Annotated in this window: 27 protein-coding genes and 1 riboswitch; of the genes, 16 read left to right on the forward strand and 11 right to left on the reverse strand. The window is 66.7% G+C overall.

What is annotated here, in order from left to right; translation table 11 throughout:
- Positions 1-25: 25 nt before the first annotated feature.
- Positions 26-1525: a hypothetical protein gene (locus AB4Z37_RS01485; protein WP_441514896.1), complete on the reverse strand. Its 1500-nt coding sequence runs from the start codon at positions 1523-1525 to the stop codon at positions 26-28.
- A gap of 245 nt (positions 1526-1770) precedes the next feature.
- On the opposite strand from AB4Z37_RS01485, the gene AB4Z37_RS01490 reads away from it, so the two are divergent.
- From AB4Z37_RS01490 to thiC, 6 genes are all read left to right on the forward strand, one after another.
- Positions 1771-2340 carry a lytic transglycosylase domain-containing protein gene (locus AB4Z37_RS01490; protein WP_441514897.1) on the forward strand — a complete coding sequence of 190 codons (570 nt, stop codon included), beginning with the start codon at positions 1771-1773 and terminating at the stop codon, positions 2338-2340.
- 143 nt (positions 2341-2483) lie between these two features.
- Positions 2484-2594, forward strand: a riboswitch (TPP riboswitch).
- Positions 2582-3616 carry a glycine oxidase ThiO gene (gene thiO, locus AB4Z37_RS01495; protein WP_441514898.1) on the forward strand — a complete coding sequence of 345 codons (1035 nt, stop codon included), beginning with the start codon at positions 2582-2584 and terminating at the stop codon, positions 3614-3616. It overlaps the preceding riboswitch by 13 nt.
- A complete protein-coding gene (gene thiS / locus AB4Z37_RS01500; protein ID WP_441514899.1) occupies positions 3607-3804 on the forward strand; it encodes a sulfur carrier protein ThiS in 198 nt (65 codons plus the stop codon). Before thiO ends, thiS begins: the two co-directional genes overlap by 10 nt.
- A gap of 4 nt (positions 3805-3808) precedes the next feature.
- Positions 3809-4591, forward strand: coding sequence for a thiazole synthase (locus tag AB4Z37_RS01505; protein ID WP_441514900.1), 783 nt, complete (start codon positions 3809-3811; stop codon positions 4589-4591).
- On the forward strand, positions 4578-5186 hold the full coding sequence (locus AB4Z37_RS01510) for a thiamine phosphate synthase (RefSeq protein ID WP_441514901.1): 609 nt from the start codon (positions 4578-4580) through the stop codon (positions 5184-5186). The genes AB4Z37_RS01505 and AB4Z37_RS01510 overlap by 14 nt, the downstream gene beginning before the upstream one ends.
- 29 nt (positions 5187-5215) lie before the next feature.
- A complete protein-coding gene (gene thiC, locus AB4Z37_RS01515; RefSeq protein WP_441514902.1) occupies positions 5216-7114 on the forward strand; it encodes a phosphomethylpyrimidine synthase ThiC in 1899 nt (632 codons plus the stop codon).
- Positions 7115-7194: 80 nt separating this feature from the next.
- Here the strand turns inward: thiC and AB4Z37_RS01520 are convergent, their stop codons facing one another.
- A complete protein-coding gene (locus AB4Z37_RS01520) occupies positions 7195-7461 on the reverse strand; it encodes a DUF2277 domain-containing protein (RefSeq protein ID WP_441514903.1) in 267 nt (88 codons plus the stop codon).
- 174 nt (positions 7462-7635) lie between these two features.
- Between AB4Z37_RS01520 and AB4Z37_RS01525 the strand changes: the two genes are divergently transcribed.
- From AB4Z37_RS01525 to AB4Z37_RS01535, 3 genes are all read left to right on the forward strand, one after another.
- Positions 7636-8241, forward strand: a complete 606-nt coding sequence (locus tag AB4Z37_RS01525; protein WP_441514904.1) for an MSMEG_1061 family FMN-dependent PPOX-type flavoprotein — start codon at positions 7636-7638, stop codon at positions 8239-8241.
- An 81-nt stretch (positions 8242-8322) separates the two neighbouring features.
- Positions 8323-9012 (forward strand): YoaK family protein, encoded by a 690-nt coding sequence (locus AB4Z37_RS01530; RefSeq protein ID WP_441514905.1) that lies wholly within the window; start codon positions 8323-8325, stop codon positions 9010-9012.
- A 115-nt stretch (positions 9013-9127) separates the two neighbouring features.
- Positions 9128-9727, forward strand: a complete 600-nt coding sequence (locus AB4Z37_RS01535) for a collagen-like protein (RefSeq protein ID WP_441514906.1) — start codon at positions 9128-9130, stop codon at positions 9725-9727.
- Positions 9728-9865: 138 nt separating this feature from the next.
- Here the strand turns inward: AB4Z37_RS01535 and AB4Z37_RS01540 are convergent, their stop codons facing one another.
- Complete coding sequence (locus AB4Z37_RS01540) at positions 9866-10255, reverse strand: VOC family protein (protein WP_441514907.1); 390 nt, start codon at positions 10253-10255, stop codon at positions 9866-9868.
- 140 nt (positions 10256-10395) lie between these two features.
- Between AB4Z37_RS01540 and AB4Z37_RS01545 the strand changes: the two genes are divergently transcribed.
- Positions 10396-10884, forward strand: coding sequence for a CinA family protein (locus AB4Z37_RS01545; RefSeq protein WP_441514908.1), 489 nt, complete (start codon positions 10396-10398; stop codon positions 10882-10884).
- Positions 10885-10995: 111 nt separating this feature from the next.
- On the forward strand, positions 10996-13095 hold the full coding sequence (locus AB4Z37_RS01550) for a S9 family peptidase (RefSeq protein ID WP_441514909.1): 2100 nt from the start codon (positions 10996-10998) through the stop codon (positions 13093-13095).
- Positions 13096-13130: 35 nt separating this feature from the next.
- On the opposite strand, the gene AB4Z37_RS01555 is transcribed toward AB4Z37_RS01550, so the two are convergent.
- A complete protein-coding gene (locus AB4Z37_RS01555; protein WP_441514910.1) occupies positions 13131-13433 on the reverse strand; it encodes a hypothetical protein in 303 nt (100 codons plus the stop codon).
- On the opposite strand from AB4Z37_RS01555, the gene AB4Z37_RS01560 reads away from it, so the two are divergent.
- Complete coding sequence (locus AB4Z37_RS01560; RefSeq protein ID WP_441514911.1) at positions 13432-13749, forward strand: hypothetical protein; 318 nt, start codon at positions 13432-13434, stop codon at positions 13747-13749. The genes AB4Z37_RS01555 and AB4Z37_RS01560 overlap by 2 nt on opposite strands.
- Positions 13750-13816: 67 nt before the next feature.
- Here the strand turns inward: AB4Z37_RS01560 and bfr are convergent, their stop codons facing one another.
- The 3 genes from bfr to AB4Z37_RS01575 form a co-directional block, all read right to left on the reverse strand.
- The gene (gene bfr, locus AB4Z37_RS01565) at positions 13817-14299 is read right to left on the reverse strand and encodes a bacterioferritin (RefSeq protein ID WP_441514912.1); all 483 of its coding nucleotides are present in this window, start codon (positions 14297-14299) and stop codon (positions 13817-13819) included.
- A 160-nt stretch (positions 14300-14459) separates the two neighbouring features.
- Positions 14460-14789, reverse strand: coding sequence for a (2Fe-2S)-binding protein (locus AB4Z37_RS01570; RefSeq protein ID WP_441514913.1), 330 nt, complete (start codon positions 14787-14789; stop codon positions 14460-14462).
- A gap of 173 nt (positions 14790-14962) precedes the next feature.
- Positions 14963-15373 carry a nuclear transport factor 2 family protein gene (locus AB4Z37_RS01575; protein ID WP_441514914.1) on the reverse strand — a complete coding sequence of 137 codons (411 nt, stop codon included), beginning with the start codon at positions 15371-15373 and terminating at the stop codon, positions 14963-14965.
- A 289-nt stretch (positions 15374-15662) separates the two neighbouring features.
- Here AB4Z37_RS01575 and AB4Z37_RS01580 point away from each other — a divergent pair, with 289 nt between their 5' ends.
- Together AB4Z37_RS01580 and AB4Z37_RS01585 are read left to right on the forward strand one after the other, a co-directional pair.
- A complete protein-coding gene (locus AB4Z37_RS01580; RefSeq protein ID WP_441514915.1) occupies positions 15663-15983 on the forward strand; it encodes a hypothetical protein in 321 nt (106 codons plus the stop codon).
- Between the two features lie 166 nt (positions 15984-16149).
- The gene (locus AB4Z37_RS01585; protein ID WP_441514916.1) at positions 16150-16446 is read left to right on the forward strand and encodes a GIY-YIG nuclease family protein; all 297 of its coding nucleotides are present in this window, start codon (positions 16150-16152) and stop codon (positions 16444-16446) included.
- Positions 16447-16458: 12 nt separating this feature from the next.
- On the opposite strand, the gene AB4Z37_RS01590 is transcribed toward AB4Z37_RS01585, so the two are convergent.
- Positions 16459-17628, reverse strand: a complete 1170-nt coding sequence (locus AB4Z37_RS01590; protein WP_441514917.1) for an amino acid aminotransferase — start codon at positions 17626-17628, stop codon at positions 16459-16461.
- Positions 17629-17913: 285 nt separating this feature from the next.
- Here AB4Z37_RS01590 and AB4Z37_RS01595 point away from each other — a divergent pair, with 285 nt between their 5' ends.
- Together AB4Z37_RS01595 and AB4Z37_RS01600 are read left to right on the forward strand one after the other, a co-directional pair.
- Positions 17914-18843 carry an SMP-30/gluconolactonase/LRE family protein gene (locus AB4Z37_RS01595; protein WP_441514918.1) on the forward strand — a complete coding sequence of 310 codons (930 nt, stop codon included), beginning with the start codon at positions 17914-17916 and terminating at the stop codon, positions 18841-18843.
- Positions 18844-18854: 11 nt separating this feature from the next.
- Positions 18855-19454, forward strand: coding sequence for a GNAT family N-acetyltransferase (locus tag AB4Z37_RS01600; protein ID WP_441514919.1), 600 nt, complete (start codon positions 18855-18857; stop codon positions 19452-19454).
- A gap of 165 nt (positions 19455-19619) precedes the next feature.
- Here the strand turns inward: AB4Z37_RS01600 and AB4Z37_RS01605 are convergent, their stop codons facing one another.
- The 3 genes from AB4Z37_RS01605 to AB4Z37_RS01615 are packed head-to-tail and all read right to left on the reverse strand — an operon-like array spanning position 19620 to position 22421.
- Positions 19620-20597, reverse strand: coding sequence for a PDR/VanB family oxidoreductase (locus tag AB4Z37_RS01605; RefSeq protein WP_441514920.1), 978 nt, complete (start codon positions 20595-20597; stop codon positions 19620-19622).
- 11 nt (positions 20598-20608) lie between these two features.
- Positions 20609-21373 (reverse strand): GntR family transcriptional regulator, encoded by a 765-nt coding sequence (locus AB4Z37_RS01610; protein WP_441514921.1) that lies wholly within the window; start codon positions 21371-21373, stop codon positions 20609-20611.
- 4 nt (positions 21374-21377) lie between these two features.
- Positions 21378-22421 (reverse strand): aromatic ring-hydroxylating dioxygenase subunit alpha, encoded by a 1044-nt coding sequence (locus tag AB4Z37_RS01615; RefSeq protein ID WP_441514922.1) that lies wholly within the window; start codon positions 22419-22421, stop codon positions 21378-21380.
- Between the last annotated feature and the right edge of the window lie 15 nt (positions 22422-22436).

The following is a 22436-nucleotide window of genomic DNA, read 5'->3' on the forward strand; positions in this document are numbered from 1 at the left end:
TCTGATGATGCAGGGAAAATTGCCGTCAGCGTGCGGGCGACGGCGCTCCCGCCCGCGGCGGCGTCTCCCCGTCCCGCGCGCGCGTACGGATATGGATCACCATGAAATCATTGCCATAAAGCCGCCGCCAGCCATCGAGGCGGTCCAGCACACGCACCGCAGGCGCGTTGGCATCAAGAGCGGTGGCATCGATGTCATAGCCGTCGAGCAGGCGGAACAGTACATCAGGCTCCTGCAGTGACACGGCCCTGGAATAGTCCAGCCCGTACGTCTCGCCATAGAGTTCGGCGCGGCCGTCGATGAAGGGGTGCAGGCCGGACCAGATCATGTATCCGCCGAAGCCATGCTCGTTGAACACGCGCCTTGCCCCGACGTCCCGCAGCATTGCGACGATGTCGGCGCTTTGCTGCTCCCGTGGCGGCCGGATCTGGTGGGCGACCACCGCTCCACCGATCATCAGCGCTGCGACGCCGACGACGATAGCCGACCCGCTCCAGGAGAACGGCTGCGCCGGATGCGAGCGCCCCAAGGCTGCCGCGAAGCGGTTCGCCAGCGGCGTCATCAGCACCAGCGGCAGCAGCAGCGCGAACACCTCGACATTACGCACATGCCCAAGCGCCATGTGCAGCAGACCAAGCACCAGCAGGATGCGTGGCGGTGATAGCTTGACGCCCGCGGACAGCGCACATCCGACCAGCGCCAGCAGGCAACCCTCGAACAGGCTGAAATCGGCGAAGCTGAACGGCGCCCATTCCGCGATCAGCGGCAGCAGCGCGCCGAGGCTGAGAATCTTGTGTGACGCGAGCAGTGCGCCCCAGCCATACGGTGTCAGGCCGCACGCGAGCAGCGCACCGCCCCCGAACAGCGCCCAGCCCAGCGCCAACGGCTTGCGCTTTGCCGCTTCGACATTCCAGACCGCATCGAGTGCGAACGGGCCGATCAGGGCGAGGCCCAGAACAAAGCTGCCATGCAGGTTGGCCCACAACACAAGCAGCGGCAGCCGTCCAAACGACGGCCGCGCGCCGCGATCCGAAGCCGTCACCAGCCCCTCCACCCACGCCACCATCACTGGCATGGCGAGCAGATGAGGGCGCGCGAAGAAGTGGGGCGACGACAGCGCGAACGCCAGGGCCGTGACGAAGCAGGCATAGGCCAGCGGCAACCGCTGTGTCAGGGAGCGAATGAGCAACGCGACGGTGATGCCGAGCGCCAGTGCACACGGCAGCACCACGCCGGCCCAGCCGCCAATCGCATAGGCCGCAGCGAACAGCACCTGGGACAACCACGACGACGAGACCCAGGCCTCACCGGCCCTGGTCAGGGAATAGACGTCGACCAGTGGAACCGCGCGATGCTCGAGAATCCACTGCCCGACCTTGACCTGCCAGTAGGTATCGGTGTCGACCAGCAGGCTGCTGCCCATGGCCATCACCAGCACGCTCGCCCCCGCGGCCAGCATCAGCCAGAACGGCGGCCACGCCAGCAGTCGACTCTGCGGTACATTCTCCAGGCTGGTCACGGTCATGGATTTTGCGGATTCTCGCCGTCGGCACGGTGGAACCCAAGCAGCGAACACATAATTTCGGGTAAACCGCGGCCCGCAATCTGTCGATTTCAGCGGCAAAGGCCGCTGTAAAGCAGGGCAGCGCGCTGACGGAGCACAAGCTTCGCCAGAGCGACCGGCCCCATCATTGCCACGAATGGCTGACACATCCGCCGCGAAATCGCCGGCTCCGCGCCGCCTGACCACCTGCAGTTCCGGAATTCACCATGCGCTTGCTGCCCTCGCCTCTCTTCGGCCTCGTCACCTGCCTGGCCCTCGCGGCGATCGGACCGGCCCAGGCGCAAGATGCTCCGCAGGCGCAGGACGGGCAGCAGATGCAGGAGGCGCCCCAGGCGCAGGAAGTGCCCGAGCCGCAGGACGTTCCGCAGAAGCGCGGTGTGCGACAGCACGCGTCCGTCGCACAAAGCCGCCCCTACGACGCCATCATCGCCAACCACGCCACCGCCAACGGCATACCCGAGGCGCTGGTCCATCGCGTGATCAAGCGCGAGAGCCGCTATCAGCCCAACCTGATCGGCCATGGCGGCACCATCGGACTGATGCAGATCAAGCTCGGCACCGCGCGCAGCCTCGGTTACAGCGGCACCGCCGAAGGGCTGCGCGATCCCGAGACCAATCTCACCTACGGCATCCGCTATCTCGCCGGCGCCTACCGCACGGCCAACGGCAATCACGACCGCGCGGTGTCCTACTATGCCGGCGGCTACTACTATGCCGCGAAACGCCAGCGCAAAATGCCGCTGGTGCTGCACGTTATCGATACACCCGCACGCTGATCAGGCCACTCCTACAGGCGTGACGCGCCACCACGCGGTTTGTGCGTCGCACAGCGCATCCGCGCGCGGCCCGGGCGATGCTCCTGCGCCTGACGCGATCCGGCCATGCGGTTGACCTTTTGTGACAGCAGACTAATATCGGCGGCAGTTCCGAGGGGGGCTCCGGCAAGGAGCTGAGATACCGCAGATGGCGCGGTGACCCTTTGAACCTGATCCGGGTCATGCCGGCGAAGGGACAGGGATGGTTCAAACCGCTTCAGCTTCACGCACATCGTCGATTCGCGCGTCCAACGGCCTCGCCGTCGATATCATCGGCGCGGGCGTAGCCGGCACCTGGCAGGCGCTGATGCTGGCAAAAGCCGGCTGCCAGGTGACGATCTACGAGCGCGACACCGCGGCGCTGACCGCCGCAACCAGCCATGTCGCCGGCGGCATGCTGGCGCCGTGGTGCGAGGCCGAATCGTCGGAACCCGTCATCGTGCGGCTCGGCGTCCGCGCCCTCGACCTGTGGCGCGAAGAACTGCCGGACACGCCGTTCAACGGCTCGCTGGTGGTGGCGCATCCGCGCGACCGCGCCGACTTCGAGCGTTTCGCGCGGCTCACCAGCCATCACCAGCGGCTCGACGCCGACGGCGTCAATGCGATCGAGCCCTCGCTCGACGGCCGCTTCCGCGACGCGCTGTTTTTCCCCGACGAAGGCCATGTCGAGCCACGGCGCGTGCTGCCGCAGCTGCATGCCCGTCTCGCCGCCATGGGCGTGACGATCCGCTTCGAGACCGAGCGCACCGAAACGTCCGCCGATCTCACGATCGACTGCCGCGGCCTTGCCGCGCGCGACGTTTCGCCGGATCTGCGCGGCGTCAAGGGCGAGATGATCCTGGTCGAGACTGACGAGGTGAGGCTGGCGCGTCCGATCCGCTTCCTGCACCCGCGCTGGCCGCTCTATGTCATCCCGCGCGACAACAACCGCTTCATGATCGGCGCCACGTCGATCGAGAGCGAGGACCGCGGCGTCAGCGTGCGCTCCGCGCTGGAACTGCTGAGCGCTGCCTACGCCGTGCATCCGGCGTTCGGTGAGGCGCGCATCCTCGAGGTCAATGCCGGCCTGCGCCCAGCCTTTCCCGACAACCTGCCGCGCATCGCCGTCAAGGATAACACCATCGCCGTCAACGGCCTGTACCGCCACGGCTTCCTGCTGGCCCCGGCGCTCGCGGAGCTGACCGCGGCCTATGTCGCGCGCGGCGAGATCGACAACGAGGTGATGACATGTTCCTGATTGTCAATGGCGAGCGCACACAGACGCAGGCGACGCGCGTCGACGCGCTGCTGGGCGAACTCGACTACACCGGCAACCACCTCGCGGTCGCGGTGAACTACGACGTGGTGCCGCGCAGCCGCTGGGCCGAGACGACACTGAACGATGGCGACCAGGTCGAGATCCTGACGCCGCGCCAGGGCGGATAACACCATGGTCAAATTCTACGACACCGAACTCTCCTCGCGCCTGCTGATCGGCACGGCGCTGTATCCTTCGCCGGCGATCATGCAGGCGGCGATCCGCGCGTCTGGCTCGGAGATGGTCACCGTCTCCGTGCGCCGCGAAAGCTCGGGCGGCAAGACTGGCGAGGCATTCTGGTCGCTGATCCGCGAGCTCGGCGTGACGGTGCTGCCCAACACAGCCGGCTGCAAGAGCGTCCGCGAGGCGGTGACCACTGCCAGGCTCGCTCGCGAGCTGTTCGATACCAACCGTATCAAGCTCGAAGTGATCGCCGACGACGAGACGCTGCAGCCTGACGTGGTCGGCCTGGTCGAAGCCGCGACCATCCTGATCAAGGACGGCTTCGAGGTCTTCCCCTATTGCACCGAGGATCTCGGCGTCGCGCTGCGCCTCGTCGACGCCGGCTGCCGTGTGGTAATGCCCTGGGCGTCGCCGATCGGCAGTGCACGCGGCATCACCAACCGCGACGCGCTGAAGCTGCTGCGCCAGCGCCTGCCCGACATCACGCTGGTGGTCGACGCCGGCATCGGCGCGCCGTCGCATGCCGCCGAGGCGCTTGAACTCGGCTTCGACGCCGTGCTGCTCAACACCGCGGTGGCGAAGGCCGCCGATCCCGTGGCGATGGCGGGTGCGTTCCGCAAGGCGATCGAGGCCGGTCGCACCGGCTTCGAGGCCGGCCTGATGGGCGCCCGCGACTTCGCTTCCCCCTCCACCCCTGTCATCGGGACTCCGTTCTGGCATGCCGTATCCTGACCGCTTCTATCCCGTCGTCGACAGCCTCGCCTGGGTCAAGCGCCTCGCCGCGCTCGGCGTCGGCACCGTGCAGCTGCGCGCCAAGAACCTTGGCGACGCCGACGCGCTGGCGCTGGTGCGCGAGGCCCTTGCCGCGACCCACGGCACCGGCCTCAAGCTCGTGGTCAACGACTACTGGCGCGCGGCGATCGACGCCAGGGCCGAGCATGTCCATCTCGGCCAGGAGGATCTCGCCGACGCCGACGTCAAGGCGATCAAGGCGGCAGGGCTGACGCTCGGCCTGTCGACCCACGACGACGCCGAGCTCGACAATGCCCTGCGCCATCAGCCCGACTATGTCGCGCTCGGCCCGATCTTCTTCACGACGCTGAAGGCAATGCGCTTCGCGCCGCAGGGCATTTCCAAGATCACCGAATGGAAGAAGCGCGTCGGCGCCATTCCGCTGGTCGCGATCGGCGGCATCAAGCTCGAGCACGCCGCCGAGATCTTTGCCGCCGGCGCCGATTCCATCGCCGTCGTCAGCGACGTCACCCAGAACACCGATCCGGACGCGCGGGTGCGCGCCTGGCTCGATCACGTGTCCCAGCCCGCTTAAGAGATTTTGAGAATTTCAAGGAGGATGCCATGAACATTCGCCCCAATCCCGATGCTACCCGAGCGGCCGTCACCACCGGCCCACTGTCGTCGTCGAAGAAGATCCATGTCACGCCGGAGGCGGCGCCCGACCTGCGCGTGCCGCTGCGCGAGATCATCCTGTCGGAAGGCGCCGGCGAGCCCAACCTGCCGGTCTACGATACGTCCGGCCCCTACACCGACCCGTCGGTGCTGATCGACGTCAACGCCGGCCTCGCCCGCACGCGTTCCGCCTGGGTCAAGGAGCGCGGCGGCGTCGAGGAGTATGACGGCCGCATCATCAAGCCCGAGGACAACGGCAATGTCGGCGCTGCCCATGCCGCGGCCGCCTTCAAGGCCCATCACAGGCCGCTGCGCGGCCTCGACGGCCACATGATCACCCAGATCGAATTCGCCCGCGCCGGCATCATCACCAAGGAGATGATCTACGTCGCCGAGCGCGAGAACCTCGGCCGCAAACAGCAGCTCGAGCGTGCGGAAGCTGCCCTCGCCGACGGCGAGAGCTTCGGCGCCGCGGTGCCCGCGTTCATCACACCCGAGTTCGTGCGTTCGGAGATCGCCCGCGGCCGCGCCATCATCCCCTGCAACATCAACCATGCCGAACTCGAGCCGATGATCATCGGCCGCAACTTCCTGACCAAGATCAACGCCAATATCGGCAACTCGGCGGTGACCTCGTCGGTCGAAGAAGAGGTCGACAAGATGGTGTGGGCGATCCGCTGGGGCGCCGACACCGTGATGGACCTCTCGACCGGCCGCAACATCCACACCACCCGCGAGTGGATCCTGCGCAACGCGCCGATCCCGATCGGCACCGTGCCGATCTACCAGGCCCTGGAGAAGGTCAACGGCGACCCGGTCAAGCTGGACTGGGAGGTCTACAAGGACACCCTGATCGAGCAGTGCGAGCAGGGTGTCGACTACTTCACCATCCATGCCGGCGTGCGCCTCGCCTACGTGCCGCTGACCGCGAACCGCGTCACCGGCATCGTGTCGCGCGGCGGCTCGATCATGGCCAAGTGGTGCCTCGCGCACCACAAGGAGAGCTTCCTGTACGAGCGCTTCGACGAGATCTGCGACCTGATGCGCAGGTATGACGTGTCGTTCTCGCTCGGCGACGGCCTGCGTCCGGGCTCGATCGCCGACGCCAACGACCGCGCCCAGTTCGCCGAGCTGGAGACGCTCGGCGAGCTCACCCAGATCGCTTGGAAAAAGGGCTGCCAGGTGATGATCGAGGGACCCGGCCACGTGCCGATCCACAAGATCAAGATCAACATGGACAAGCAGCTCAAGGAGTGCGGCGAAGCGCCGTTCTATACCCTCGGACCGCTGACCACCGACATCGCGCCGGGCTACGACCACATCACCTCGGGCATCGGCGCCGCCATGATCGGCTGGTTCGGCTGCGCCATGCTGTGCTACGTCACGCCGAAGGAGCATCTCGGCCTGCCCAACCGCGACGACGTCAAGACCGGCGTCATCACCTACAAGATCGCGGCCCATGCCGCCGATCTCGGCAAGGGCCATCCGGCGGCGCAGCTGCGCGACGACGCGCTGTCGCGCGCCCGCTTCGACTTCCGCTGGCAGGACCAGTTCAACCTCGGCCTCGATCCGGACACCGCGATGGCGTTCCACGACGAGACCCTGCCGAAGGAAGCGCACAAGGTGGCGCACTTCTGCTCGATGTGCGGCCCGAAGTTCTGCTCGATGAAGATCACCCAGGACGTGCGCGACTACGCCGCCACGCTGAACGATCCGAACTCGGTCGGGATGTCGGTGTCCGGCACCATCGCCGACGGCATGGCGGAGATGAGCGACAAGTTCCGCAAGATGGGCGGTGAGGTCTATCTCGACGCCGACAAGGTCAAGGAGAGCAACCGGGCGCTGTGAGCGCCCGGACTGCCCCTATGGAGGGCAATGACAACGACAAACGCGCGGCCTCGCCGCGCGTTTTGCGTTTCCGGCCTGTGTCAGGCAAAACGCGCCCGCGACCGCTCCCGTGCCTTCTCGGCCTCGACCTCGCGGTCACGTGCCGGGGCATGGGTGTGCAGCGACGCCAGCAGCCGCCGCGCCGCTTCACTCACCTCCTGCACGGCGAGATCGAACGCTTCGGCATTGGCCTGCGACGGCTTGTTGAAGCCCGACAGCTTGCGCACGAACTGCAGTGCGGAAGCATGGATTTCGTCCTCGGTGGCGGGTGGCTCGAAATTGAACAGGGTCTTGATGTTGCGGCACATGGCAATCTCCTGATGATCCCCGCCGTCTGGCTCCGCGCATCCTAGTCTGGAAAAGATGGCAACGCGACCCGCCGGCAACACCGCCGGAGACGGTGCGCGCGCTCACAACCGACGCTTTGCGGCGTCGGGTTCCGATGCTAGCTTCGCCGCAGCCGACATCCGCGCGGAGCCGCCATGACCGACCTCGTTTCCGACAACCTCGCCACCGTCTATCCGGCCCCGAGCCCGCGGGTCATCGCCAAGCAGCGGCCGACGCTCGATGCCCATTCCGCGAAGTTCATTGGCATGTCGCCGTTCTGCGTACTCGCCACCAGCGGGCCGGACGGCACCGTGGACGCCTCGCCGCGTGGCGGCGGCGTGGGCTTCGTTCATGTCAACGGCCTGGACGAATTGCTGATGCCCGATCGCGCCGGTAACAACCGCATCGACAGCTTCAAGAACATCCTTGCCGGCAGCGGCTATGTGCAACTGATCTTCTTCGTGCCGGGTCTCGACGAGACGTTGCGGGTCGGCGGCCAGGGCACAGTGTCGGCTGATCCGGCACTGCTGGCGACAATGGAGGAGTTCGGCAAGCCGCCGCGTGCGGTGTTGCGCGTCGCAGTGCGCGAGGCCTATTTCCACTGCGGCAAGGCGCTGATGCGGTCGAAGCTGTGGGCGCCGGAGGCGCGGGTGGCGCGCGCCTCGTTCCCGAGCATCGCCGAGGTCATCTACGACCAGACCAATCTCGGCGCCCCGACGCCGCAGGCCGAGATCGAAGCTGCCTACAAGACGCAGCTGTAGGGCACCGCACGCAGCGCACCGGCCCCATGGCCCGAACTGCGGTGGCAGCAGTGTGCGTACGGCGAACCACATGGAGGCAGGATGAAACGACCCGACACACAGACCGTCATGGTGGCGCTGCTGTCGTTCAACGGCGGCTTCGTCGATGCCGCCGGCTTTTTCGGCCTGCAGGGCCTGTTCGTCGCCCATGTCACCGGCAACTTTGTCACGCTCGGCGCGGCGCTGGTCCATGGCAGCCATGGCATCATCGGCAAGGTGCTGGCGCTGCCCGAATTCGTCGCCGTCGTGGCGCTGGCACGCATCGCCGGCCGTGCGCTGCAGGCCCGCAAGCTGCCGGCGCAACGCATTCTGCTCGCCGCCAAGGTTGTGATGCTGCTCGCGTTCTTCCTGCTTGCCGTGCTCTACGGACCGTTCCCCGATCCCAACACGCCGGCGGCGCTGCTCACCGGCTTCAGCGGCATCGCGGCGATGGCGCTGCAGAACGCGGTGCAGCGCGTCCATTTCGCCAACCTGCCGCCGACCACCATGATGACCGGCTCGACGGTGCAGGCGACGCTCGATGCGGTCGACCTCGTCGGCGGCGGCGATCCGGCGCAGGCTGCGGCGGTTCGTGCGCGCTTCCGCCGCCTCGTGCTGACCCTCGTCAGCTTCGGCGCCGGTTGCGCACTCGCGGCGCTGCTCTACGCCAAGATCGGGTTCTGGTGCCTCGGCGTCGCCGTCGTGGTCGGCGCCGTGGCCGCCATGATCCGCAGCACATCGGCAGATGCATGACGCAGAGCCACCGAATTTCCGGCCTTGTCCCCATGCAAGGCGCAGGACTTGAATTGAATCCGTCATAACCCGTCTGTTAAGAGACGGAGGGACTGACACCGTGCGGAGGTGAGACGTGGCTGACGACAACGCAACGGCAGGCCGGCGCGGACCGGCCGGCCCTTCGGGACCGCAAGGCAAACCAGGACCGCAGGGCCCCCGCGGCAATGCCGGCGTGCCGGGCAAGCCGGGACCACAGGGCCACATCGGCAAGCGTGGTCCGGACGGGCTGCGCGGCAAGGACGGTCCGCAGGGCAAGCGCGGTGCGGCGGGCCCGCAGGGCAAGCCGGGAGCTGCCGGTCCCCGTGGCGAAGCCGGGCCTCCGGGCAAGCCCGGCCCACACGGCGCCGCCGGTCCGCAAGGGCCACAGGGCGAACGCGGCCCCCGCGGCGAGGCAGGCCCACGCGGCCCTGCCGGTACGCTGCCGACCATGGACGAGATCCGTCCCTGGCTGCACCTGATCTTCCGCGAGTGGGAGGCCTATCAGGAGCAGCGCGCCCACGACGAGGAAGAGGCGCGGCTGCGCGAGATCCAGGAGCGAGAAGCGCGCGAGCAGGCAGCGCGGGCCGAAGCCGAGGCCGCGGCATTCGACGACGTCGATGACGACGACGAAAACGACGAAGGCGACGACGAGCACGGCAAGAAAAAGAAGCGGAAGCACAAAAAGGACAAGTGACCGCGCCGGTGGTGCGGCCTCAAAGAGGCCCTCCGCGGCGGCCTTGTGCTCGATGCCTGAAAAGAAATGCCCGGCCACCAGCCGGGCATTTTGCGTTTGGGCAAACCACCGGGCGCTGTCGGCAGCGCAGTCGGCCACTCAGGTGTACTTCGGATCGCGTTCGAGCAACTCGATCGAGATGCCTTGCGGCCCCTGGATGAAGCAAATGCGGATGCCGGGGCGCGGCGTATGCACCTCGGTGGTAAACGTCACGCCCTTGGCTTTCAGCTCGGCCGCGACCGCATCGACGTCCCTGACCGCCAGCGCGAAATGATCGAGCCCCTGATGCGGCGTGACCGGCGGCGGATTGACGCCGTCGCCGGCGACGACCGGCATCAGGAAGACTTTCGCTCCGCCGAGCATCAGGTCGATGCGCTGCGGCAGCCGGATGACCTCCGCGCCCAGCATGCTCTCGAACCATTGCGCCGTCGCCTCAACATCCGGCGTGCGCAGATGGATGTGGTCCCACGTCACCTTGAAGCCAGCCATATCGCCGTCCTTTCACCTCGTTGCGACAGTTGTGGCGCAAAACGGCGCAGGACGCAAAGGCGTCTTGCGGACGCAGCTGCGCTTGAATCGCGGCTGCGCTCCTCCGATACTGCGGCCTCCTCTCGCGGATCGAGACCGTCATGCAGTCCCTTCTTCCCCTCGCCCAAACCATCGCCGCCCGCCTGATCGCCCGAGGCGACACCGTCGGCATCGCCGAATCTTCCACCGGCGGGCTGATCTCCGCGGCGCTGCTGGCGGTGCCTGGCGCGTCCGCCTATTTTCGCGGCGGCGGCGTGATCTACACGCCGCGCGCCCGCGCGGCGCTGGTCAACATCACCAAGGAGGAGATGGAAGGCCTGCGCGCCTCGACCGAGCCGTATGCTTTGCTGCTGGCGCACCGTGCGCGGGATCTGCTTGGCGCCACCTGGGGCCTCGGCGAGACCGGCGCCACCGGGCCGACCGGCAACCGCTACGGCGATGCCGCCGGCCATTCCTGCATCGCCGTCGCCGGCCCGAGCGAGCGGGTCAGCACCATCGAGACCGGCAACCCCGACCGTCAGGCCAATATGCGGACCTTCGCGCAAAGGGCCCTGCAGCAGTTCGCCGACGCCATCGGTGCGGCACCCTGACGCGCGGCACGCCGGTTCCACGCCTGATCGGACAAATTCACACGGGCGCGGTGCGAAACGCGGCGCCGCACCCTATATGCAGCTGACCCTTCGAACCTGCCCTGGATTGCCATGCACGACAAAACCACCGCCCTCGCCCCGCCGATCGCTCCGCGCCGTCCGCACACGGTGACCCATCACGGCATCACGGTCAGTGACGATTACGCCTGGCTGAAGGACCCGAACTGGCAGAAGGTACTGCAGGATCCAGGCGTGCTGGCACCGGACATCCGCAGCTATCTCGAGGCCGAGAACGCCTACACCGAGAGCGTACTCGGCCACACCGCAGCGCTGCAGAAGACCCTGGTCGCCGAGATGCGCGGGCGCATCAAGGAGGACGACTCCACCGTGCCGTCGCCCGACGGTCCGTTCGCCTATTTCCGCAAGTACCGCGAAGGCGGCCAGCATCCGCTGTTCGCGCGCCAGCCCCGTGATGGCGGCGCCGAGCATGTCATTCTCGATGGCGATGAACTGGCGGCGCAATTCGACTTCTTCCAGTTCGGCGGCACGCGGCACTCGCCCGATCATGCGCTGGTCGCCTGGAGCGCGGACACCCGCGGCTCGGAATACTACACCATCCGCGTACGCGACTGGACGACCGGCAAGGACCTCGACGACGCGGTCGAGGACACCGACGGCGGCCTGGTGTGGACCACGGATGCGCGCGCGTTCTACTACGTCAAGCTCGACGACAACCATCGCCCGACGCGGGTCTACCGCCACAAGCTCGGCACCGCGCAGGCCGACGACACACTGATCTATGAAGAGCCGGATTCCGGCTGGTTCACCCACCTGCACGAAAGCGCAAGCGGTCGTTTCTGCGTCGTCGCCGGCGGCGATCATGAAACCTCGGAGCAACGGCTGATCGATCTCGGCGACGTCAATGCCATGCCCCGGCTCGTTGCCGCGCGCGAGGAGGGCGTGCAGTATTCGCTCGCCGACCGCGGCGATGAGCTGTTCATCCTGACCAACGCCGATGACGCCATCGACTTCAAGATCGTCACGGCGCCGCTCGCCGATCCCGCGCGCGCCAACTGGCGCGACCTGATCGCCTATCGCCCCGGCATCTATGTACTCGACATCGAGCTCTATGCCGGCCACCTGGTGCGGCTGGAACGCAAGGACGCCTTGCCGTCGATCGTCATCCGCGACCTCGCCAGCGGCCAGGAACACGCCATCACCTTCGACGAGGCCGCCTACTCGCTCGACAGCATCGGCAGCTACGAGTTCGAGACCACCAATCTGCGCTTCGGCTACTCGTCGATGACTACGCCCGCGGAGGTGTTCGACTACGACATGACGACGCGCACGCGCGTGCTGCGCAAGCGCCAGGAGATTCCGTCCGGCCACGATCCGGCCAACTACATCACCACGCGCATCATGGCGACCGCTGCCGATGGCGCGCAGGTGCCGGTGTCGCTGCTGCACCGCCGCGATCTCGTCCGCGACGGCAAGGCGCCGCTGCTGCTCTACGGCTACGGCTCCTACGGGCACGCTATCCCGGCCTCGTTCTCCGCCAACCGCCTGTCGCTGGTGGACCGCGGCTTCGTCTACGCCATCGCCCATATCCGTGGCGGCGCCGACAACGGCTGGTCTTGGTATCTCGACGGCAAGCGCGAGAAGAAGACCAACACCTTCGACGACTTCGCCGCGGCCGGACGCGCACTGATCAGCGCCGGCTACAGCTCGGCGAAGCGCCTCGTCGGCCATGGCGGCAGCGCCGGTGGAATGCTGATGGGCGCGGTCGCCAACCGCGCCGGCGAGCTGTTCGCCGGCATCGTCGCCGAGGTGCCGTTCGTCGACGTGCTCAACACCATGCTGGACGACCAGTTGCCGCTGACGCCGCCGGAGTGGCCTGAATGGGGCAACCCGATCACCGACGCAGCCGCGTTCCGCACTATCCTGTCGTATTCGCCTTACGACAATGTCGCGGCCAGGGACTATCCGGCGATCCTGGCGATGGGCGGACTGACCGATCCGCGCGTCACCTACTGGGAGCCGGCCAAATGGATCGCGCGGCTGCGCGCGACCATGACCGGCGGCGGCCCGGTGCTGTTGCGCACCAACATGGGCGCCGGCCATGGCGGCGCGTCGGGACGTTTCAACCGGCTCGACGAAGTCGCCCTCGCCTACGCCTTCGCGCTGTGGGTCGCCGGGCTCACGCAGGCCTAATGCGCTGAACGTGACGCGACGGCGGACGCCGCGCCCTACGGGCAGCCATATCGCGCCACAACCGTGATGAGAACACCGGCGGCATGCGTGCCGCCGGCATGCCGCGTCATCTCGTTTCGCACGCGGACAAACTGCGCTAGATTTAATGCAGTTTGGATTCGCCGTACCACGCGGGCGGAAGCATCGCCCACGGCGAGCGTCGCGCCGGAAAGATCGCGGCCGACGTGCGTCTCGCCGACGGCGGTGCGTGAAGTGCCCATTCGCCCGGTGCGTTCGACGTTCTGTGGAGGAACGTGCATGACGCCGCGACTGGTCCGACTGGCTTTCAGTGTCGCCATGATTGCCTCTGGTTCGACTGCATTCGCCGTCGACCGCGGGCAGTTCGAGAATGTCCCCGAGCACATCCGCTCATGGTTCAAGGCCGTGCGCAGCCCGACCGGCGTGCCCTGCTGCGACATCGCCGACGGCCACCGCACCGCCTATGACGTGCGCGGTGGCGCCTACTGGGTGCCGATCGAGGGCGAGTGGATGCAGGTACCGGAGAAAGCGGTGGTGCGCGACGTCGGCAATCCGGTCGGCGAAGCCGTGGTGTGGTACGTGCGCCACGGCGGCAACATCATCATCAACTGCTTCGTCCCGGCCGACGCGGCCTGAGGCCGGGCAAGCAAAAGCCCGGCGCGGATGACCGGCTGGGCTCATGCAGCGACTTTGGGTGTCGCGATCAGTCGTGATCGAGTTCGCCGATGTGGTGCTGCGAGTACAGCTCGACACCGATCTTCTTGACGAGATCGATCTGCGTCTCGAGGAAGTCGATGTGGCTTTCCTCGTCCTTCATCAGTTGCTCGAAGATGTCACGGGTGACGTAGTCCCTGACCGAATGGCAGTGAGTCGCCGCTTCCTCGTAGAGCGCGCGCGCCGAATACTCGGCCTGCAGGTCGCACTCCAGAACTTCCTTGACGTCCTGGCCGATGTGCAGCGGGTCGAGCACCTGCATGTTCGGGAAGCCGTCGAGGAAGATGATCCGGTCGATGAGCTTGTCGGCGTGCTGCATCTCCTCGATCGATTCCGCGCGCCATTTCTTGGCGAGGTCCTTGAGGCCCCAGTTCTCGAGCAGGCGGTAGTGCAGCCAGTACTGGTTGACAGCGGTCAGTTCGTGGCGAAGCGCTTTATTGAGATACTCGATGACCTTCGGTTCGCCCTTCATGGAGCCGGTTCCCTTTCGCTTGGCGCCGACATTGGCACCCTTCCATATTTTAGAACGCTTCTAAATCAGAACCATGGGAGCGGCAAGCACCACCGCGCCGCACCCAGCCAAAGCTCAAACCATCGGGACAGGGGGACAGGGGCCATCGAGGCCGCGTCGGTCAGGCCGGCAGCGCGACGATGAGATCCAGTTCCAGCGCCACTTCGGGCGCGAATTCGCCCGGCAGCTGGACCGGAGCCTGGACATGCTCATGCTTATGGGGGACGGCGTGGGCCTCGCTATGCGGACAGCCGCTGCAGCAGCCCTTGGCGCAGGCGCCGAGCGCATCGCTCATGATCCGCCGAATGGTGCGGGCGCAACGGCCGCACTGGGCGCTGCATCCCAGGCAATTATAGACTTGCCGCGCCGTGCGTGGCAGGTCGCCCACGGGGGCAGTTACTGCCGACCGCACGTCGTTGTCGGTCAGAATGTTGCAGGAGCAGACGATCATGAACGGGCTGGCAATCCGGTAGTGATGCTGCCCTTTTCGATATTGAAGGCCTGCCGCCGATGCAAAAGGAAAACGCGCTGTTTGAAGCTATTCCAAACTGCTGAAAAATCCGCCGAAAACTGGAATGAATCTAAATCGGCGGAATTGTTTCCTTGAAACGCCCGGGCGTTGTTTCAAGTGATTTTGGCAGCCCATTTCGCGCGCCAGCGCGGCGCCGGCAGGGGTTCGGCGAAATACAGCGTCTCGCGCACCACCTTGCTGTCGCGGAATTCCATGATGCTTACGACGAACTCCGGATCACCGTCATAGGACGTGGTGTAGTCGGTCACCCAGAGGTCGCCCTGTCCGAGCACGCTGCGGATGCTGATGGTGGCGCGCTGCGGATCGGCCGCGCGGCTCGCCTTGATATTGTCGCGGCCACTGATGCGCTCTCCGGTCTGCGGCACATCGAGCAAGGCATCCTCATGGTAGATGCGATGCGCGAGGTCAAAATTGCCGCCGTCGATCGCTTTCCAATAGCGATCGAGCATGGCCCGGGTATCCAGGCCTTCGGCAAAATCATCGCCAACAGCAATATCGTTCATCTCAATCTCCTCATTCCGCCCGCCCAGATCCGCCTGGCCGCGGCCGGCACCATCGACGAGTTAACCACAAGCCATGCATGATATCACGGTGAAAAGCCGCACCGGCGCATGGCTTGGCAGCAGTTATAGCCGAGATTCCTGAGGCTTAGGCGGAACAAACGGGATTAACGCTCCCTGACGATTTTAAACCGCACTTTCGTCACATATGAGCTATAGGTGGCGCCCAGCTCAATCACACATCGGTGGACTCATGCGGCAATTGCGAATTGCAGTGGTGTTTCTTGTTGCCATGGCGACGCCTCTGGCGGCGCAGGAGGCGGACGTCGCCCCCGCAGCCAAGGTCTCGGTCTGGCGCGTTGCGGCCAGCGAGGTCGCGATCGCGCGCTATCGCGCGGCGCTGAAGCTGACCGCGGCCCAGGAAAAATACTGGCCGGCCGTGGCCAGCGCGCTGCGGACGCTGGCGCGCCTGCCGAAGGTCGACGAGGACGCCGTGCGCCGCGTGGCGCCGTCGATGTCGCCGCTGCTGGCGAGCCTCGACGATCATCAGAAGCAGGTGGCGATGGGCCTCGTGCAAAAGGCCGGCCTTGCGCAGTACGCCTCGCTGTTCTGAGGTACCGGTCGCGGTGGCGCGACCATTGGTGTGACGCTGCAGGCCTCTTTCATCAATGCCCGGCCTGCGCGCTCCGGCGACGCGAGCCGAAGCTTTTTTTCCAGCACCACGCGCCGTCAAACCTCACCGGATTCCGCAGCCCGCGATTCTGCTCTACGGTTCGCGTATGAGTGACGATCCGGATTCGCTGCCGATCAGTATCGTGTATGTGCTGGGCAGCGTCGGCGGCGTGCGTTTGACGACCTATGTCGGCTGGACCAACAACCTCACGCGCCGTCTCGCCAGGCACAATGCCGGCACTGGCGCCCGCTCGACCCGAGGGCGGGTCTGGGTGGTGCTACATACCGAGACGTTTGCCACCCGCAACGAGGCGATGAGCCGCGAGTGGCACCTCAAGCGCGACCGCGCCTTCCGCAGACAGCTGCTGGAGCGCTTCCGAAACGCGATCGCGCAGCCGTCGTGAGCAGCAAAGGCGTCAGCGGCGCAGCGCCGCGAACGCCGCCACCGCGTCGGCCACCTGGCTCGTCTTCAACCCTGCGATGTTGATACGCCCTGACGCCGGCATGTAGATGCCGTGGCGCTCGCGCAGATCGAGCACCTGCGCTTCCGTCAGCGGCAGAAGCGAGAACAGGCCGTCCTGTCCGGCGATGGCAGCCGCCGGCTGCCAGGAGTCGCGCAGGCCTTCCGCCAGCGCGCGGCGGATGCCCGCAAGACGCGCACGCATCTCGTCGAGTTCGTCGCTCCACTGCTGTTTCAGCGTCGCGTCGCCGAGGATGGTGCTCACAATGGCGGCGCCGTGGTCAGGCGGCATCGAGTAGCTGGCGCGCGCCAGCGACACCAGGTTGGACCGCGCCGCATCGGCTTCAGCTTGCGATCGGCCGACCGCGAAGATAGCGCCGGTGCGCTCGCGATAGAGGCCGAACGACTTCGAGCCGGACACCGCGACCAGCGCCTCGGGCACCGCCGCGATGACCCGCCGCAATCCGGCAGCATCGGCCTCGATCCCCTCGCCAAGGCCCTGATACGCGAGATCGATCAGCGGCACGAGCCCACGCCGGGCGAGAACGTCGGCGATCTCGCCCCACTGCGCCGCGTTCAGCCGTGCGCCCGTCGGGTTGTGGCAGCAGGCGTGCAGCAGCACTGCGTCGCCGGCATCAGCACGGTTCAGCGCGGCCATGGTCTCGTCGAACAGCAACGCCTGGGTGTCGCGGTCGAACAGGCGGTAGCTTTCGATCGGCAATCCCGCGGCATTGAAGATGCCGTTGTGGTTCGGCCAGGTCGGCAGGCCCAGCCAGATCCGCTGGACGCCGGAGACCTTCAGCAGATCGGCCGCGAGCCGCAGCGCGCCGGAGCCACCCGGCGTCTGCACGCCAGCGACGGCAAACCGCCCCTCACCGGCGACGAGTTGCCACAGGCGATCGAGAAAGACGCGATCGCCTTCGGGGGCCACATAGGACTTGGTGTCCTGCGTCTCCCACAGCACGCGCTCCGCAGCCTTGACCGCGCGCAGTACCGGCGTGTGCCCCGCCTCGTCGCGATAAACGCCGACACCGAGGTCGATCTTGTTCGGGCGCGGATCCGACTGGAACAGACCGATCAATGCGAGCAGGGGATCAGCGGGCTGGGGCGTGAGAGCAGCAAACATCGAGGACCCAATGGTGATGGACAAGAAGCGGGATGAACCCGAGCAGGGTTCGATCATGATAGCAAGCCCGGCGGGCGCCGCCTAATGCAACGTGACGCAATATGCACTGAGCGCAATCCATTCCATCACGCGAAACAGAGGTATTTGCGCAACCTGCTTGGCAGCCGGCGCTGGCCTGCTCTAGGATTGTCCCGGCGCGGTTCGCCGTGTCGGTCGTCGCCATCGTCCCGGCCACATGCTCCGCCTGAAGGCCGACAATCACAAAAGCAAGAACGGGAGGCCTTCATGTCCAATCTGCGCGTCATCGCCACAGGGCTGGAATTTCCGGAGGGGCCGGTGGTGCTGCCGGACGGCTCCGTGGTGCTGGTCGAGATCCGCGGCAAGCGGCTCACCCGGGTGTGGCCGGACGGCCGCAAGGACGTCATCGCCGAGATTCCAGGCGGCCCGAACGGTGCCGCAATGGGCCCGGACGGCAAGTGCTACATCTGCAACAATGGCGGCTTCAGTTGGTCGCCGCTGCGCGGCATGATGATGCCCGGCGCGCCGAGCCCGGCCGAATACATCGGTGGTTCGATCCAGCGCGTCGACCTGCAGAGCGGCAAGGTCGAGACGCTGTTCGACAAATGTGGCGACCATCCGCTCAAGGGACCGAACGACCTGGTGTTCGACAAGCACGGCGGGCTGTGGTTCACCGATCTCGGCAAGCGGCGCGCCCGCGACATGGATGTCGGCGCGTTCTACTACATGAAACCGGGCGGTGGCGGGGTGGTCGAAGGCCATTTCGGCATGCTGCCGGCCAACGGCATCGGCCTTTCGCCTGACGAGAAGACCGTCTATGTCGCCGAGACTCCGACCGCGCGGCTGTGGGCCTTCGACATCGGCGCACCCGGCGAGATCAGGCCGAGCGAGATCATTTACCGCGGCGAGCGCGGCCGACCAATCGCCGGCCTCGGTGGCTACCAGATGTTCGACTCGCTGGCGGTAGAGGCCAGCGGCAACGTCTGCGTCGCCACCCTGATCAAGGGCTGCATCTCCGTGATCGCCCCGGACGGCACACTGGTGGAGCAGGTGCCGACCGGTGACGTCGTCACCACCAACATCGCCTTCGGCGGCCCGGAACTGAAGACCGCCTACATCACCCTCTCGGGCAAGGGCGAACTCGTCACCATGGACTGGCCGCGCCCTGGCCTGCCGCTGAACTTCCTCAACCACTGAACGGACATTGCATGACCTGGCTTGAACCCCTCACCCTCACCGGCCGCCACGGCCGCCTCGAGCCGCTGTCGCAAGCGCACCACGACGGCCTGGTCGAAGCCGTGAACGACGGTGAGCTGTGGAACCTGTGGTACACGTCGATCCCCAGCCCGCAGACCATGGAAAAGGAAATCGCGCGGCGCCTCGGCCTGCAGGCCGCAGGCGCGATGCTGCCTTTCACCATCCGCCTGCCCGACGGCACCATCGCCGGCATGACGACCTACATGAACGTCGACGCCGCCAACAAGCGCGTCGAGATCGGCTCGACCTGGTACCGCAAGGCCGTGCAGCGCTCCGCGCTCAACACCGAGTGCAAGTTCATGCTGCTGCGCCACGCCTTCGAGCAGCTCGGCTGTATCGCAGTCGAGTTCCGCACCCACTTCTTCAACCACCAGAGCCGCCGCGGCATCGAGCGGCTCGGCGCCAAGCTCGACGGCATCCTGCGCAGCCACCAGGTGGCGCCCAACGGCACGCTGCGCGACACCGTCGTCTACAGCATCATCGCCGCCGAGTGGCCGACGGTGAAGGCGCATCTGAGCTATCAGCTGGAGAAGCCGCGCTCAGCAGACTGAAGCGAAGCCACAGCGATCGCGGCAAAGGTCCAAGATGGATACGCGGGTCAAGCCCGCGCATGACGCCGAAACCGAAGGCCGCGCCTCGGCCTCACCCCCGTCATTGCCGGGCTTGACCCGGCAATCCAGCTTTCTCCCGTCAGAAGGGCATTACCGTTATATCACTCACGCCGCATCGCGGCGATAGAGTGTGTCCACCGTCACGGTGCCGACGGCGCGGGAGACGCAGGCGCACATCTTGCGGTTCTCCTGCTTCTGGTGCTCACTGAAGAACACGTCGCGATGGTCGATCTGGCCGTCGACGGCGACGACATCGAGCGCGCAGACGCCGCATTCGCCGCGTTCGCAGTCGGACATCACCTCGTGGCCGGCGGCGTTCAACGCATGCAGCAGGGTTTCGCCCTGCGCCACCACGATCTCCTCGCCGGACGCACCGATGCGCAAACGGAACGCCTCGGTCGGCAGCAGGCCGCTGGAGCCGAACGTCTCGTAGCGCAGGTCGGTCGCCGGACGCCCGAGCCCGTTCCAGCTGCGCCGTGCCGCCTCCAATAGCCGCATCGGGCCGCACAGCACCGCCATGGCGTCTGCCGGCAGCGGCGCGAAGGTCGCGTCGAGGTCGAGGCGCTGGCCCTCGTCGCTGGCATGCACCACCAGGCGATCGCCGAGCTGCGCGGACAATTCGTCCAGGAACGCCGCCTCGCGGCGCGAGCGCACGCAATAATGCAGCATCACATCAGCGCCACGACGGGCGAGCGCCGACGTGATGCCGACGATCGGCGTGATGCCGATGCCGCCAGCGATCAGGCAATAGGCCGGACGCCGCCAATCGAGCTCGAGCAGCGAGCACGGGCTCGACACCTCGATCTGCGCCCCCGGCTTGAGCGCCCACATCGCGCGCGAGCCGCCGCGGCTGTCGGGCGCAAGCCGCACGGCGATGCGATAGCCGTCCGTGCCAGCCTCACCCACCAACGAATAGGAGCGCGTCTGTGGCTGGCCGTCGATCAGCAGATTGACATTGATGTGGCTGCCAACGGCAAAGGCACTGACGCCGCCGTCGGGCCGCAGCACGAATTCGCGAATCTGCGGCGCCACATCGCGCATGGCGGCGACGGTGCAGGGAGACCAGGTTTCGGCAAAGCGCATGGCCGCCTCCTTCAGCTTTCGCCTTGCGGCACGCGAACCGCCGCCTGGGCCAGCGCCGGCAGCAGGTCGAGATGGGTGCGGTTGCGCAGCGCGAGGCGCAAGTTGCGTGCGGCAAGGCGCGCGTGCTCACGCATGATCGCCTCGGCACGGGCGCCCTCACGGTTCTCGATGGCATCGACCACGACGCGGTGGTGCTCCTGCGCGATCATCAGGATCTGGTGCGCTTCGGGCAGCGCCGACTGCGCCATGACAAAGCCGCTCGGCGAGGCGAACGGCAGCGCAGAGGCGCGGTCGATCTGGCGGATCACCGGCGCGCTGCGCGACAGCTCGGTGAGCAGCGCATGGAAGCGGGCGTTGAGGGTGACATAGACCGAGAACGCCTCGACCGACACGCGCTCCTGGTTCACAAGCGCATCGAGCTCGGCGAGATTTTCCTTGAGCGGCGCAAGGTCGCGCGCCGAGACGCCGCGCTCGGCGGCGAAGCGGGCCGCGAGCCCTTCGAGCGTGCCACGCAGCTCGATGGAATCGAGGATGTCGCGCTCGGAAAAGCCCTTGACCATGAAGCCGCCGGACGGGATCGCCTCCAGCAGGCCCTCTTCCTCCAGCCGCACCAGCGCCATGCGCACCGGCGTGCGCGACACGCCGGTGGTCTCGACCGCCTGCAGCTCGGAGATGCGCTCGCCCGGCCGCAGGCTGCCGGACAGGATCTGATCGCGCAGCGCGAGCTGTGCACGCACCGTCTGCGACACGGAGCGTTCGGCGTCCCGGTCGTTCATGGCGCTACTCCGCGGCCTGCAGGCGCGTGGTCTCGGCGGCGATCATGCGGTCGATCACCCGCCGCGCCCACATCGCGCCGGCATCGATGTTGAGGTTGTAGAAGACACGGTCCGGGTTCTCGTCCATGGCGCGCTGCTGTGCCTCGAGGATGATCTCGTCCTCGCGGAAGATGCCGGACACGCCCTCGCGAATCTCCGTCGTCAGCTTCTGCTCGGTGAGCCGATGGTTGCGCACGAACGCCCAGAAGTAGTGGCAGGTGGTGGCGGTCTCCGGGGTCATGGTGTTGAGCACGAAGCCGTTGACGCCCTGGGAGCGGTCGCCTTCCGGCGCGCCGGTGCCGGCCGGCGCCACGCCGACATCGATGTTGACGGTCGCCGGCGCCTGGAAGTTGATGATCTGCCAGCGGTCGACGGGACCGGGTTTCTGCAGCTGCGCGGCCCAGAACGGCGGCGCTTCGATGCCCTTCATCCAGCGCGTCACGGTGACGGTGCGGTCGCCATGGGTGACGTCGAACGGGGATTCCGCCACCGCGTCGTTGCCGATGCTGCCGCCATGGACGAAGGTCTCGTGGGTGAGATCCATCAGGTTGTCGACGACCAGGCGGTAGTCGCACTTGGCATGAATGGTCTTGCCGTCGCCCGCCCAGGCCGGATCGTCGTTCCAGTGCATGTCCGGCACCAGCGCCGGATCGGCCAGCGCGGGATCGCCCATCCACAGCCAGATGAAGCGATGGCGCTCGACCACCGGGTAGGAGCGCACGCAGGCGGACGGGTTGATGGTTTCCTGCGAGGGCATGAAGGTGCAGCGGCCCTGCGCATTGTATTTCAGGCCGTGATAGCCGCAGACCACGGTGTCGCCTTCGAGCCGCCCCTTGGACAGCGGCACCAGACGGTGCCAGCAGGCATCCTCCAGAGCGGCAACCGTTCCGTCGGCCTTGCGATACATCACCACATGCTTGCCGCAGATCGTGCGAGGGAACAGGGCATGCTTGATGTCCACATCCCACGCCGCGGCGTACCAGGCGTTCATGGGAAAGGGCTGGGTCATGGCGGCTTCCTCCCG

Source organism: Bradyrhizobium sp. 2TAF24 (assembly GCF_052115025.1).
Lineage (GTDB): Bacteria > Pseudomonadota > Alphaproteobacteria > Rhizobiales > Xanthobacteraceae > Bradyrhizobium_A.